The sequence below is a fragment of the Streptomyces sp. NPDC020597 genome (genome assembly GCF_044335095.1).
In the GTDB taxonomy this organism is placed as follows: Bacteria; Actinomycetota; Actinomycetes; order Streptomycetales; family Streptomycetaceae; genus Streptomyces.
Genome location: NZ_JBIRUL010000008.1, coordinates 181,208 through 194,773 on the forward strand (window position 1 = coordinate 181,208; position 13,566 = coordinate 194,773).

The window sequence follows — 13,566 nt, forward strand, 5'->3', positions numbered from 1 at the left end:
CAACACGGACAGTCTTACACCCTGGACGGCCTCACGCCTTGGCGATGATGTCCACCGAGAAGACCATCGTGGAGTCCTTCTCGATGCCGCTGCCGCTCGGCGGGTTGTCGCCGTACCCCAGCGCCGGCGGAATGACGATGACGACGCGGCTGCCCACCTTCTTGCCCGTCAGACCCTGCGCCCAGCCCGGGACCACCTGCTGCAGCGAGAACGACGTCAGCGCCTTGCTGCGGTACGTCGAGTCGAACTCCTTGCCCGTGGCCCAGACGACGCCCTTGTACTGCACCAGCACGGTGTCGTCGGCCGCGAGCTCGGCGCCGTCCCCCTCGATCACGTAGTTCGACACCAGCTTCGTCGGCGCCTTCGTCTTGGGGATCTCGATCGAGGGCGCCTTCCCGTCGGTGTTCGTGCCGACCTTGGGCACCCCGGCCTCGTTCTGCGGTACGTCCTTGCCCTCGGCCGAAGCCGTCGAGTTGAACGTGTTCTGGATGTCGAACACGAACACCAGGGTGTCCGTGCCCGTGATGCCCGCCTGCGAGTTGCCCTCCTTGCCGAAACCCCAGGCCGGCGGCACCGAGAACAGCACCCGGCTGCCGGTCTTCTTCCCCGTCAGCGCATACGTCCAGCCCTCGAGGTTGCCGCCCTTGGCAAGCCGGGTGAACTGCATCCTCTTGGAGTCGTAGGAGTTGAGGAGAACCTTCCCGCTGGCCCAGATCTGACCGAGACAGTGGGCCTGGATGTAGTCGTTCTCCGCGACGGTCTTCCCGCTGCCCGCGATCACCGTCTTCACCGCCAGCTGGTCCGAGGGCTCCCCGGTGCCCTTGGCGACCGTCGGCTTCTCGCCGAACTTCACCCCCGCCGTGATGGCCGGCAGCGGACCGTCGACGATCTTCGGCGGAGGAGCAGCGGACGCGGCCCCCGCGGAGGGCGACGCGCCGCCGCTCGCCTTGCTCGTGTCGGACTTGTCGTCGCCGCACCCGGCGAGCGTGACCAGTCCCGCGGGTACGGCGGCGAGGATGAGGGAGCGTCGGCGCACGATGAAAGCCTCGTAATCGGTCGATCTTCTGATGGCGTGCGCGCAACTCTACGACGCGCGACGGGCACCGTACGGGAAACGTACGGCGCCCGCGTTGCGTTCCGTTCCGCGCACGCGGCAGCGCGCGGAACGCATTCCTCACATGCCGGCGATCAGCTTCTCCACCCGGTCGTCCACCGAACGGAACGGGTCCTTGCACAACACCGTGCGCTGCGCCTGGTCGTTCAGCTTCAGATGCACCCAGTCCACCGTGAAGTCCCGGCGCTGCTCCTGCGCCCGCCGGATGAAGTCACCGCGCAACCGCGCCCGAGTGGTCTGCGGCGGCACCGACTTGCCCTCGAAGATCTTCAAGTCGTTGCAGATCCGCGCCGCCTGCCCCTTGCGCTCCAGCAGGTAGTACAGACCACGACGCCGGTGGATGTCGTGGTAGGCGAGGTCTATCTGCGCCACGCGCGGATGCGACATCGTCATGTTGTGCTTGGCCCGGTACCGCTCGATGAGCTTGTACTTCATGACCCAGTCGATCTCGGTGCCGATCCGGTCGAGGTCCTCCGCCTCGATCGCGTCCAGCGTGCGGCCCCACAGCTCCAGGACCTGCTCCACTGTGCCCGTACGGACGCCCCGGCGCTCGACGAAGTCCACGGCCTTCTCGTAGTACTCCCGCTGCACCTCCAGCGCGGAGGCCTCCCGGCCGCTGGCCAGACGGACCTTGCGCCGGCCCGTGATGTCGTGACTGACCTCCCGGATCGCCCGGATCGGGTTCTCCAGCGTCAGGTCCCGCATCACCGTGCCCGCCTCGATCATGCGCAGCACCAGGTCGGTCGCGCCGACCTTCAGCAGCATGGTCGTCTCGGACATGTTCGAGTCGCCCACGATGACATGCAGACGGCGGTACCGCTCGGCGTCCGCGTGCGGCTCGTCGCGGGTGTTGATGATGGGCCGCGAACGGGTCGTCGCCGACGACACGCCCTCCCAGATGTGCTCGGCCCGCTGGCTGACGCAGTAGACCGCCCCACGGGGCGTCTGCAGCACCTTGCCCGCGCCGCACAGCAGCTGCCGGGTCACCAGGAACGGAATCAGGATGTCCGCGAGCCGGGAGAACTCCCCGTGCCGCGCCACCAGATAGTTCTCGTGACAACCATAAGAGTTGCCCGCCGAGTCCGTGTTGTTCTTGAAGAGGTAGACGTCGCCCGCGATTCCTTCCTCGTGCAGGCGTCGCTCCGCGTCCACCAGGAGTCCCTCGAGAATGCGCTCGCCGGCCTTGTCGTGGGTGACCAACTCGGTCACGTTGTCACATTCCGGTGTCGCGTATTCCGGATGCGAACCCACGTCGAGATAGAGACGGGCGCCGTTCCGCAGAAAGACATTGCTGCTTCGGCCCCATGACACGACACGGCGGAAGAGGTACCGCGCCACCTCGTCGGGAGACAGCCGGCGCTGTCCCCTGAACGTACATGTGACGCCGTACTCGTTCTCCAGCCCGAAAATGCGGCGGTCCATGACTGAACATTACGCCCGATCCCCTGAACTGAAACGGGGTTCGACAGCACGGTTTGGATCATTTTCCGATGAAGCCGCAACAACCCCACCCCCGGCGGGAACTGCGAGTACCCGCCCCGTGGCCAGCAAAACCACCAACGACACACCCCCCGCGACAGCCGGAGCCGCGAAACCCCACAGCGCCCCGCCCGCCTCCACCACCGGACCCGCCACCCCCGTGCCCACCGACGCGCCGACCGTGAACGTCGTCACCAGCCAGGAGAACGCCTCCGTCACCGTCCCCGCCGGCGCATGCCGGTCCACGATGACGAACGCACACGCGATGACAGGCGCCAGGAACACCCCCGCCAATGCCGTCAACGCCACCATCGCCACCGCCCCCGGCATCGACGTCAACGGCAGATAACACACCGCCAGAAGCGCCACCAGCACCCGCAACCGCCGCTCCGGCGGCCCGGCCCACCGACGCGCCCCGTACACCAGTCCCCCGACCAGCGCACCCAGCCCCAGCGCCGCCATCAGCCAGCCGTACACCGCGTCCCCGCCGTGCTCGTCCGCGTACGGCACCGACGCCACCGTGATGGAACCCAGCGCCATCCCGATGAACAAGAACGCCCCCAGCAACGCCAGCAGACCGCGCGAGCGCAGGGCGCCCAGCCAGTGCGCCTCACGCGGAGCCGAACGCCACGCGCGCGACGGCGGCGACACGACCACCCACAACGCCCCCGCCACCCCCACCGCGCTCAGCACCACCAGCGCCGCCCGAGCCGACCACAGCGACACACACAGCGTCACCAGCAGCGGCCCCACCGTGAACATCACCTCCTGCGCCACCGCGTCCATCGCGTACGCCGTGTGCACCTGGTCCTCGCGCCTCAGCACCGAAGGCCACAGCGCCCGCAGACCGCCCTCCAGCGGCGGCGTGAACAGGCCGGAAGCCGCCACCGCCGCATACGCCGCCGGCAGCGGCTCCGTGCCCGCGAACGCGAACACCGCCATCGCCGCGGCCGAGGCCAGCGCCGCCGGCAGCTGCACCCGCGGCTGCCCGTGCAGATCCACCAGCCGCCCCAGCAGCGGCTGCCCCACGGCGTTCGCGACGCCGTACACGGCCGCCAGCGCGCCCGCGAGACTGTACGAACCGCCCTGCGCCCGCACGAACAGCACGATCGCGATGGCCGCCGTGGCATTGGGCAGCCGGCCCACGAGCGTGCCGACGAGCAGCCGGGCAGCGTGCTTCGCCCTGAGGATCTCCAGGTATCCCGCGGCCAATGTCCCGCCTCCGTCGGCTCGCCCCGGGCGGCGAGCACCCCGAGGTTTTACGTATAACTTCCTCCGCCATACGTACCATGTGCGCTGTTCACCAGTCCAGACGAAGGAGCGACCCCACCGTGCCACGAGGCAGCACGCGCCCGACGAGCCGCGACGTCGCCCAGGCCGCGGGAGTCTCCCAGGCCGCCGTCTCCCTCGTACTCGGCGACAAATGGCGCGGCCGCGTCTCCGAACCCACCGCCGAACGCGTACGCCTCGCCGCACGCGAACTCGGCTACCGCCCCAACCTCGCCGCCCGCAACCTCCGCCTCGGCCACACCCGCACCGTCCTCCTCGTCGTCCCCGTCCTCACCACCGAGTTCTTCGCCGGCGTCTACACCGGCGCCGCCCGCGTCGCCGCAGAACACGGCTTCGGCGTCGTCCTCTACCCGTCCCCCGAAGGCATCGGCCCCGCCCGCTCCCCCTTCGCCTCCGCCCAAGCCGCCCTCGACGGCGTCATCGCCTCCTCCATGGCCGCCGACGCCCTCACCGCCCTCCGCGGCGACCAGCTCCCCCTCGTCATGCTCGACAGCGACCCCGTCGGCAGCCTGGGCGCCGCCACCGTCAACCTCGACATCACCGACGGCATACGCCAGATCGCCGACCACCTCCTCGGCCTCGGCCATCGCCACTTCCTGCACCTCGCCGCCGACGTGCCCTCCTGGACCTTCCACGTCCGCGCACACGAACTCGCCGCCCGCATCACCGCACAACCCGGCACCACCCTGCGCACCGCCACCACGCCCGTCACCATCGACGGCGCCCTCGCCGCCGCCGAGAGCGCCCTGCGCGCCGCCTCCGGCCCCCGCCCCACCGCCGTCGTCTGCGACGACGACAAACTCGCCGCCGGCGCCTACAAAGCCCTACGACGCCTCGGCCTGCACATCCCCCGCGACGTCTCCGTCACCGGCCTCGACGACCTCGCCCTCGCCACCGCCCTCGACCCCGAACTCACCACCGTGCGACTCGACGCCGAACTCTTCGGCGAACGCGGGATGCACGCCCTCCTCGCCGTCCTGGACGGCCGCACACCGGACGCCGGCGACATTCCCGTCCACCTCGTCGTCCGCGCCTCCACAGCCCCGCCCAGACCCTCCTGAGACACCTCACGCCCCGACCGGGACACAGGTCGGGGCGTGAAAAAGGCGAATCACCGGAACGGGGGCCGGCCCCACAGGAGCGCGGACCTACTCCTTACCGACGTCCTCGGAGTCGTCCGAACTCTCCGCCTCCGTGGAAGCGCCGCCCGCCTCCAGCAACCGCGCCAGCTGACGACCCACGATCCGCTTGAACTTACGCTGCTGCGGCCGCGTACGGTCCAGCACCGCAACCTCCAGCCGCTCGGCCGGAATCTCCCGCTGCGTCCCGTTCGTGTCACGCGACAACGCCTGGACAGCCAGCTTCAGCGCCTCCGCCAGACTCATACCGTCCTGATGGCGCTGATCCAGATAACTGCTGATCTGCTCCGCGTTGCCACCCACCGCGACCGAACCGTGCTCGTCCACGATCGACCCGTCGTGCGGCAAACGGTAGATCTGGTCACCGTCCGGCGTGTCACCCACCTCGGCCACCACCAACTCCACCTCGTACGGCTTCTCACCGGCCGAAGAGAAGATCGTGCCCAGCGTCTGGGCGTACACGTTCGCCAGACCACGCGCCGTCACATCGTCACGGTCATAGGTGTAACCCCGCAGATCGGCATACCGCACACCACCGATCCGCAGATTCTCGTACTCGTTGTACTTACCGGCGGCCGCAAAGCCGATCCGGTCATAGATCTCACTGAACTTGTGCAACGCACGCGACGGATTCTCACCGACGAACACGATGCCGTCGGCATACTGCAGCACGACCAGGCTGCGGCCACGAGCGATGCCCTTGCGCGCATACTCCGCGCGGTCCGCCATCGCCTGCTGGGGTGAGACATAGAACGGAGTCGACACCGGTTATCCGTCCCTTTCTGTCGAAGTCACTGGATCACCTGGGACACACACGGACACGCCTACAGCAACGCCGCACGCGGGCCGTCCGGCTGCTCCAGGCGACGCTCGAGGATCGAACGGGCGATACCCGACGACTCCTCGTCGGTGAGCCTGCGGAACCCGTCCTCGGTGATCACCGTGACGATCGGGTAGATCCGACGCGCGACATCGGGACCGCCCGTCGCCGAATCGTCGTCCGCCGCGTCGTACAGAGCCTGCACCACGAGCGTCGTGGCCTGCTCCTCCGTCAGATCGTCCCGGTACAGCTTCTTCATCGCCCCGCGCGCGAAGATCGAACCCGAACCCGTCGCCGCGTAGTGGTGCTCCTCCGAACGACCACCCGTCACGTCGTACGAGAAGATCCGCCCCCGGTCCCGGTCCACGTCGAACCCCGCGAACAACGGCACGACCGCCAGACCCTGCATGGCCATGCCCAGATTCGACCGGATCATCGTCGACAACCGGTTCGCCTTGCCCTCCAGGGAGAGCTGCGCACCCTCGACCTTCTCGAAGTGCTCCAGTTCCAGCTGGAACAGCTTCACCATCTCGACGGCCAGGCCCGCGGTGCCGGCGATGCCGACGGCCGAGTACTCGTCCGCCGGGAACACCTTCTCGATGTCCCGCTGCGCGATGACGTTGCCCATCGTGGCCCGGCGGTCACCGGCGAGCACGACGCCGCCGGGGAACGTGACGGCCACGATCGTCGTCCCGTGCGGCGCCTCGATCACACCCTGCGTGGGCGGCAGCTGCCGCTTGCCGGGCAGCATCTCCGGCTGGTGCTCGGACAGGAAGTCCATGAAGGACGAGGACCCAGGCGTCAGGAAGGCAGCTGGTAGACGCCCGGTGCTACGAGTGTTGGCTTCCACGCGTTTCCTTCCACGTATGTCGCAGCCCGCCTTATGACGTCGGGCCGATCCTTGAACTGCCCCAGTGCAGCGTTGCAGCTGAAGCACAGTACGCCTCGGACCCTACCCGTCTCGTGGCAGTGATCCACATGCGCGGCGGGTGCTGCCAGACATATGCAGCAGACTCCACGCTGAGACGTGATCAGCGCGTCCAACTCCTTGGGCGTGAGGCCGTACTTACGCTTGAAGTAGCTGATCCGATTCCGCTCGGCCCGGCACTCCCGGCAGTAGCTCGACCAGCCGTCCGAGGAGGACTTGTTGACCTCCCATTCGGCGTGCGGCTTCACCGATTCGCACTGCGGGCATCGCTTGTGCCCCGGGGGCACCGCGACCTTCTCCCGAACCTTCTTCCCCTTGGCCTCCTGACGCTGCCGGTAGTACTCCGCAGAGCACTCACGGCAGTACGCCTGGAGGCCGTCGGGCATGGCCTTGTTGCCGGCAAACGCGGCCCGCGGCAAGTGCCGCTTGCAGCGCGAACAGCGCCTGGACTCCGATTCTTCGCTCAAGCCGGGATCCCCCACCCCCACCTTCAATTCGAAGGCGGGAGGCTCCTACTGCCCGCCCTTCTGAACGAAGGACCTCACGAAATCCTCAGCATTCTCTTCGAGTACATCGTCAATTTCGTCAAGAACCGAGTCGACGTCGTCGCTCAGCTTCTCCTGGCGCTCCTTGAGGTCCTCGGAGCCCTGCGTCTCGGCAGCCTGCTCCTCGACCTCCTCCGTGGAGCGCGTCGCCTTCTGCTGGCCGCCGCCGGTGTCCTTGGTCGCCATAACCCTCACCCCGCTCTTTCGCCCGATGTGGTCGACAGGTCGGCATTCCTGCCGATCGGTGATGATCAGACCCTACAAGCCGGGTCCGACATCGGCCCCGCAGTTGCGTCAACGCACGGGGACCATCTCGATGATTCCCGGCCGGGGCGCTTTCCACCCCGCCGGGCAGATACCGTCCGGATAACCGTTCAGCCGCCCGAGAGCACCTTGACCAGGTCTTCTGCCGTGCGGCAGCGGTCCAGGAGCTCCTTGACGTGATTTCGCGTTCCGCGAAGGGGTTCCAGGGTTGGGACGCGCTGGAGCGAGTCCCGGCCCGGCAGATCGAAGATCACGGAGTCCCAGGAGGCCGCGGCCACGTCGTCGGCGTACTGCTCGAGGCAGCGGCCGCGGAAGTAGGCGCGGGTGTCCTCCGGGGGCTTGCTGACGGCCCGCTCGACCTCGGACTCGTCCAGGAGTCGCTTCATGCGCCCGCGGGCCGCCAGACGGTTGTACAGGCCCTTCTCGGCCCGTACGTCCGCGTACTGGAGGTCGACGAGGTGCAGGCGGGCGGCGTCCCAGTCGAGGTCGTCGCGGCGCCGGTACCCCTCCATGACCTCGCGCTTCGCGACCCAGTCCAGCTCGCCGGCGAGGCTCATGGGGTCGTTCTCGAGGCGGGTGAGGGTGTCCTCCCAGCGGGCGAGGACGTCCTTGGTCTGGTCGTCGGCGTCCGCGCCGAAGCGCTCCTCCACGTACTTGCGCGACAGCTCGTAGTACTCCATCTGGAGCTGGACGGCGGTGAGTGTGCGGCCGCTGCGGAGGGTGACCAGCCGCTTCAGGCTCGGATCGTGGGAGACCTGGTGGAGGGTGCGCACGGGCTGGTCGACGGCGAGGTCGACGGCGATGAAGCCGTCCTCGATCATCGACAGGACCAGAGCCGTGGTGCCGAGCTTGAGGTAGGTCGAGATCTCGGAGAGGTTGGCGTCGCCGATGATCACGTGGAGCCGGCGGTACTTCTCCGCGTCGGCGTGCGGTTCGTCGCGGGTGTTGATGATGGGGCGTTTCAGCGTCGTCTCCAGGCCGACCTCGACCTCGAAGTAGTCGGCGCGCTGGCTGAGCTGGAAGCCGTGTTCGTGGCCGTCCTGGCCGATGCCGACCCGGCCGGCGCCGGCGAAGACCTGGCGGGAGACGAAGAAGGGCGTGAGGTGGCGCACGATGTCCGAGAAGGCGGTCTCGCGCTTCATCAGGTAGTTCTCGTGCGTGCCGTAGGAGGCGCCCTTGTTGTCGGTGTTGTTCTTGTAGAGGTGGATCGGCTGGGCGCCGGGGAGCGCGGCGGCGCGTTCGGCGGCCTCGGCCATGATGCGTTCGCCGGCCTTGTCCCAGAGGACGGCGTCGCGGGGGTTGGTGACCTCCGGGGCGCTGTACTCGGGGTGTGCGTGGTCGACGTAGAGACGTGCGCCGTTGGTGAGGATGACGTTGGCGAGGCCGATGTCCTCGTCGGTGAGCTGGCTGGAGTCGGCGACCTCGCGGGCGAGGTCGAAGCCCCGCGCGTCGCGCAGCGGGTTCTCCTCCTCGAAGTCCCACCGGGCTCGGCGGGCCCGGTGCATCGCCGCGGCGTAGGCGTTGACGATCTGGGACGAGGTGAGCATGGCATTGGCATTGGGGTGGCCGGGGACGGAGATGCCGTACTCCGTCTCGATGCCCATTACTCGCCGTACGGTCATGCGGCCCTCCTTGCCCGGCGGCACCCTCGGTCGTGGGCGCCGCTCAGATACCGGTGGTGCTCCGGTGCGTGTGCGGTGCCCGTCCCCGCAACTAGCGACCCGGCGGTACGGAAGAGCCTAGAACGCCTCTGCGCTGGTGGGGAGATCATTTGCGTCATTGCCTTGCTCCAGCCGTGGCCCGGAAAGCAAACGGCTGCGGGTACCCGTGGTGGGCACCCGCAGCCGCCCTGCTTTTACAGGTATTGCCCGGTGTTCGCCACCGTGTCGATGGAGCGTCCGGTGTCCGCGCCCTGCTTTCCGGTGATGAGGGTGCGGATGTACACGATCCGTTCGCCCTTCTTTCCGGAGATGCGGGCCCAGTCGTCGGGGTTGGTGGTGTTGGGGAGGTCCTCGTTCTCCTTGAACTCGTCCACGCACGCCTGGAGGAGGTGGGAGACGCGCAGGCCCTTCTGGTTCTTGTCGAGGAAGTCCTTGATGGCCATTTTCTTTGCGCGGCCGACGATGTTCTCGATCATGGCGCCGGAGTTGAAGTCCTTGAAGTAGAGGACTTCCTTGTCGCCGTTGGCGTAGGTGACCTCCAGGAAGCGGTTCTCCTCGGATTCGGCGTACATGTGCTCCACTGCCGTCTGGATCATGCTCTGGACGGTGGTGGTCTTGTCGCCGCCGTGTTCGCCGACGTCCTCGGAGTGCAGGGGCAGGCGTTCGGTGAGGTACTTCTGGAAGATGTCCTTGGCCGCTTCGGCGTCCGGGCGCTCGATCTTGATCTTCACGTCGAGGCGGCCGGGGCGCAGGATGGCGGGGTCGATCATGTCCTCGCGGTTGGAGGCGCCGATGACGACCACGTTCTGCAGGCCTTCGACGCCGTCGATCTCGGCGAGGAGCTGCGGGACGATGGTGTTCTCGACGTCGGAGCTGACGCCGGAGCCGCGGGTGCGGAAGAGGGACTCCATCTCGTCGAAGAAGACGATGACGGGGGTGCCCTCGGAGGCCTTCTCCCTGGCGCGCTGGAAGACGAGGCGGATCTGGCGCTCGGTCTCGCCGACGTACTTGTTGAGGAGTTCGGGGCCCTTGATGTTGAGGAAGAAGCTCTTGCCGGTGGCCTGGCCGGTGACCTCGGCGACCTTCTTGGCCAGCGAGTTGGCGACGGCCTTGGCGATGAGCGTCTTGCCGCATCCGGGCGGCCCGTAGAGCAGGACGCCCTTGGGCGGGCGCAGCTCGTGCTCCTTGAAGAGGTCGGGGTAGAGGTAGGGGAGCTCGACGGCGTCGCGGATCATCTCGATCTGTCCGCCGAGGCCGCCGATCTGCTCGTAGCCGATGTCGGGGACCTCTTCGAGGACGAGTTCCTCGACCTCGCTCTTGGGGACGACCTCGTAGACGTACCCGGAGCGTGGTTCGAGCAGCAGGGCGTCGCCGGGGCGGATGACGACGTCGAGGAGCGGTTCGGCGAGGCGGACCACTCTTTCCTCGTCGGTGTGTCCCTGGACGAGGGCGCGGACGCCGTCCTCGAGGACCTCTTTGAGGGTGACGATGTCGCCGACGCTCTCGAATTCCATGGCCTCGACCACGTTGAGCGCTTCGTTGAGCATCACTTCCTGGCCGCGTCGGAGCTCTTCGAGCTCGACGCCGGGGCTCACGTTCACGCGGAGTTTGCGGCCCCCGGTGAAGATGTCGGCGGTGCCGTCCTCGTTCGCCGTGAGGAAGACGCCGAAGCCGGCCGGCGGCTGCGCGAGCCGGTCGACTTCTTCCTTGAGGGCCACGATCTGGTCGCGGGCCTCGCGGAGTGTGCTCGCGAGCCGCTCGTTCTGGGCGGACACGCCGGCCAGGTTGGTCTGCAGCTCGACGATCCGCTCTTCGAGAATCCTCGTGTGTCGCGGAGAGTCGGCGAGCTTGCGCCGCAGGACGGCGATCTCCTGCTCAAGGTAGGCAATCTGCCCGGACGGGTCGTCGGACCCTCGTCCCGGGCGGATGCCGCGGTTCATGTCGTCGTCGTGGGCTGCCACGGTCCTCACCTCCTCCAAGGGGAGCTGGACGCTTCCAGACCCTACCTGGGTGGGTGTCGATTGAAACCCCTAGATCACAAAGACTGTCGGGGTGTGTCCGATCTTCACCCTTGCGCTCTCCCTCACGCCAGGGGAATACCCACCGAACATGATTGGAAAGCGGCCGGGGGTAGGGTCGAAGTGTTCAACACCCGGCGGGGCCTGCATGGTTCCCCGGCGGATCGACGATAAACGGCAGGAGTCATGGGCGTGCAGCAGGAGACCGGTGTGAGCGGTGAGGCGCTGGAGGTCTGGATCGATCAGGATCTCTGCACCGGTGACGGGATCTGTGCGCAGTACGCGCCGGAGGTGTTCGAGCTGGACATCGACGGCCTGGCGTACGTCAAGGGCGCGGACGACGAGCTGTTGCAGGCGGTGGGGGCGGTGACGCCTGTTCCGCTGCCGTTGTTGGCGGATGTGGTGGATTCGGCGCGGGAGTGTCCGGGCGACTGCATTCATGTGCGCCGGGTCTCGGACCGGGTCGAGGTGTACGGCCCGGACGCCGAGTGACGTGCCGGTCGCGGGCTGTGAGGGCTGTCTGATTTCTCACAGGGCGAACAGGCCGGTCTAGACGCTCCGGGCGCCTGCGGGGGCGGAGCGGACGAACTTGTCGTCCTTCCACTGCCATCGGGCGCTGTCCTTCACGTCGGGGCAGCAACTGGGCACGTCGGGGGTCGAGTAGCCGAGGAGTGTGGCGAGGACGGCTCCGTCGGTGACGGTGAGGCCGGTGACGGTGTTGCGCGCTCGGGGGTCGACGAGGGTGGCGACCACGCGCGCGTGGGTGTGGCCCGGGTTGTGGGTGAGGACGTAGACGCCGTCGGGCGGGGTGCCCATGGGGGCGTCGCAGTGGACGACGGCCACGGTTTCGGGGGCGCCGTCGCCGTCGAGGTCGCCGCTGGCCTTCTTCACGACGAGGGCTTGTTCGGGGCCGCAGTCGAGGGGGAAGTCGACGTCCGCCGTGGAGGGGGCCGTGGTGGGGGCGGGCCTGGCGTCGGGGGCGGCGGCCTGGGCTGCGGTGGCGGGTCCGGGTTGCAGCAGCGAGGAGAGGGCGACGACGCCGGCGATGGCGGTGGCGGTCGCGACCCAGTGGATGGGCCGGGTGTGGGTGTGTGCCAGTTCCGGGACGGCGGGGTGCTGCACTAGGAGTTTCTCCTGCGGTGGCTGTGCCGGTGGGGGTGGGGTTGGCGAGCATCGTGCCACACGTCACAGGGCGGGGGAACGGCGGGGTGCGGGATTTCGGACGTGCCCGAGCGGGTGCGGAGCGTGGTGTCTTGTCCGTGCCGATCGGTGTTTCGGGGTCGGGCAACGAGAAGGCGCCGTGCTCGTGTTCCCGTGATGCTGGGGGAACTCGGTCACGGCGCCTTGTCGTTGGGCCGGGGTGGCGTGGGCCGGGTCAGCGGCCGCTGCCTCCGTCTGCGTTGGGGCCGGTGTAGTCCTCGCCGTAGGCACCCTTGGCGGGGCGGCGGCGGCGCATGGGCGGCTCGACGCCGTCGGCGAGGCGGCGGGCGGTGAGCAGGAAGCCGGTGTGGCCGATCATCCGGTGGTCCGGGCGGACGGCCAGGCCTTCTACGTGCCAGTTGCGGATCATCGACTCCCAGGAGGTCGGCTCGTTGAAGGAGCCGATCTCGCGGATGGACTCGACGGTGCGGGCGAGCTGGGTGGTGGTCGCGACGTAGCAGCACAGGATGCCGCCGGGCACCAGGGCCTTGGAGACGGCCTCCAGGCACTCCCAGGGGGCGAGCATGTCGAGGATGACGCGGTCGACGTCGGTGTCGGACAGGTTGTCCTGGAGGTCGCCGACGGTGAGCTGCCACGCGGGGTGCGGGCCGCCGAAGTAACGCTCCACGTTCTGCTGGGCGATCTCGGCGAAGTCCTCGCGGCGCTCGTAGGAGTGCAGCATGCCCTGGTCGCCGATGGCGCGCAGCAGGAAGCTGCTGAGCGAGCCGGAGCCGACGCCGGCCTCGACGACGCGTGCGCCGGGGAAGATGTCGGCGAAGGCGAGGATCTGTCCCGCGTCCTTCGGGTAGACGACGGCTGCCCCGCGGGGCATGGAGAGGACGTAGTCGGGGAGCAGGGGGCGCAGCGCGAGGTAGGCGACGTTCCCGGTGGTGCGGACAACGCTGCCCTCGGGTGCGCCGATCAGTTCGTCGTGCGGGAAGGAACCCTTGTGGGTGTGGAAGTTCTTCCCGGCTTCGAGCGTGAACGTGTAGTGGCGGCCCTTGGGGTCGGTCAGCTGAACCTGGTCCCCGACCTTGAAGGGCCCGCGCCTGCGGGCGGCACCGGTCGGTTCGGACATGTGAACAGCCTACCGGCGTTTGGCGGGGCC

Annotated in this window: 13 protein-coding genes; 2 read left to right on the forward strand and 11 right to left on the reverse strand. The window is 68.3% G+C overall.

Going from position 1 to position 13,566, the window contains the following annotated elements; all coding sequences use genetic code 11:
• Positions 1–31: 31 nt before the first annotated feature.
• From ACH4ZA_RS16685 to ACH4ZA_RS16695, 3 genes are all read right to left on the reverse strand, one after another.
• On the reverse strand, positions 32–1,036 hold the full coding sequence (locus ACH4ZA_RS16685) for an FKBP-type peptidyl-prolyl cis-trans isomerase (RefSeq protein WP_398430073.1): 1,005 nt from the start codon (positions 1,034–1,036) through the stop codon (positions 32–34).
• Between the two features lie 138 nt (positions 1,037–1,174).
• Positions 1,175–2,536, reverse strand: a complete 1,362-nt coding sequence (gene pafA / locus ACH4ZA_RS16690) for a Pup--protein ligase (protein WP_057579606.1) — start codon at positions 2,534–2,536, stop codon at positions 1,175–1,177.
• Between the two features lie 9 nt (positions 2,537–2,545).
• Positions 2,546–3,805: an MFS transporter gene (locus tag ACH4ZA_RS16695; RefSeq protein ID WP_398430074.1), complete on the reverse strand. Its 1,260-nt coding sequence runs from the start codon at positions 3,803–3,805 to the stop codon at positions 2,546–2,548.
• A 119-nt stretch (positions 3,806–3,924) separates the two neighbouring features.
• On the opposite strand from ACH4ZA_RS16695, the gene ACH4ZA_RS16700 reads away from it, so the two are divergent.
• A complete protein-coding gene (locus ACH4ZA_RS16700) occupies positions 3,925–4,944 on the forward strand; it encodes a LacI family DNA-binding transcriptional regulator (protein WP_398430076.1) in 1,020 nt (339 codons plus the stop codon).
• A gap of 87 nt (positions 4,945–5,031) precedes the next feature.
• Here ACH4ZA_RS16700 and prcA read toward each other — a convergent pair whose 3' ends face one another.
• The 6 genes from prcA to arc form a co-directional block, all read right to left on the reverse strand.
• Positions 5,032–5,787 carry a proteasome subunit alpha gene (gene prcA, locus ACH4ZA_RS16705; RefSeq protein ID WP_107444872.1) on the reverse strand — a complete coding sequence of 252 codons (756 nt, stop codon included), beginning with the start codon at positions 5,785–5,787 and terminating at the stop codon, positions 5,032–5,034.
• A gap of 59 nt (positions 5,788–5,846) precedes the next feature.
• Complete coding sequence (gene prcB, locus ACH4ZA_RS16710; RefSeq protein WP_256909858.1) at positions 5,847–6,692, reverse strand: proteasome subunit beta; 846 nt, start codon at positions 6,690–6,692, stop codon at positions 5,847–5,849.
• Positions 6,644–7,237 (reverse strand): endonuclease VII domain-containing protein, encoded by a 594-nt coding sequence (locus ACH4ZA_RS16715; RefSeq protein ID WP_398430077.1) that lies wholly within the window; start codon positions 7,235–7,237, stop codon positions 6,644–6,646. Before ACH4ZA_RS16715 ends, prcB begins: the two co-directional genes overlap by 49 nt.
• A 45-nt stretch (positions 7,238–7,282) precedes the next feature.
• Entirely contained in the window at positions 7,283–7,501 is a 219-nt protein-coding gene (locus ACH4ZA_RS16720) for a ubiquitin-like protein Pup (RefSeq protein WP_057579613.1), read from the reverse strand.
• A gap of 188 nt (positions 7,502–7,689) precedes the next feature.
• Positions 7,690–9,201: a depupylase/deamidase Dop gene (gene dop, locus ACH4ZA_RS16725; RefSeq protein WP_373430310.1), complete on the reverse strand. Its 1,512-nt coding sequence runs from the start codon at positions 9,199–9,201 to the stop codon at positions 7,690–7,692.
• A 233-nt stretch (positions 9,202–9,434) separates the two neighbouring features.
• Complete coding sequence (arc, locus tag ACH4ZA_RS16730; protein ID WP_398430079.1) at positions 9,435–11,201, reverse strand: proteasome ATPase; 1,767 nt, start codon at positions 11,199–11,201, stop codon at positions 9,435–9,437.
• Between the two features lie 243 nt (positions 11,202–11,444).
• Here arc and ACH4ZA_RS16735 point away from each other — a divergent pair, with 243 nt between their 5' ends.
• Positions 11,445–11,750, forward strand: a complete 306-nt coding sequence (locus ACH4ZA_RS16735; RefSeq protein ID WP_398430081.1) for a ferredoxin — start codon at positions 11,445–11,447, stop codon at positions 11,748–11,750.
• Between the two features lie 57 nt (positions 11,751–11,807).
• Here the strand turns inward: ACH4ZA_RS16735 and ACH4ZA_RS16740 are convergent, their stop codons facing one another.
• Positions 11,808–12,380 (reverse strand): hypothetical protein, encoded by a 573-nt coding sequence (locus ACH4ZA_RS16740; RefSeq protein ID WP_398430083.1) that lies wholly within the window; start codon positions 12,378–12,380, stop codon positions 11,808–11,810.
• Between the two features lie 253 nt (positions 12,381–12,633).
• Positions 12,634–13,536: a tRNA (adenine-N1)-methyltransferase gene (locus ACH4ZA_RS16745; RefSeq protein WP_046261810.1), complete on the reverse strand. Its 903-nt coding sequence runs from the start codon at positions 13,534–13,536 to the stop codon at positions 12,634–12,636.
• Positions 13,537–13,566: the final 30 nt, after the last annotated feature.

Coding starts and splice junctions, on each gene's coding strand:
- ACH4ZA_RS16745 (WP_046261810.1), bottom strand. CDS start 13,536: ATGTCCGAACCGACCGGTGCCGCCCGCAGGCGCGGGCCCTTCAAGGTC.
- pafA (WP_057579606.1), bottom strand. CDS start 2,536: ATGGACCGCCGCATTTTCGGGCTGGAGAACGAGTACGGCGTCACATGT.
- ACH4ZA_RS16735 (WP_398430081.1), top strand. CDS start 11,445: ATGGGCGTGCAGCAGGAGACCGGTGTGAGCGGTGAGGCGCTGGAGGTC.
- dop (WP_373430310.1), bottom strand. CDS start 9,201: ATGACCGTACGGCGAGTAATGGGCATCGAGACGGAGTACGGCATCTCC.
- ACH4ZA_RS16720 (WP_057579613.1), bottom strand. CDS start 7,501: ATGGCGACCAAGGACACCGGCGGCGGCCAGCAGAAGGCGACGCGCTCC.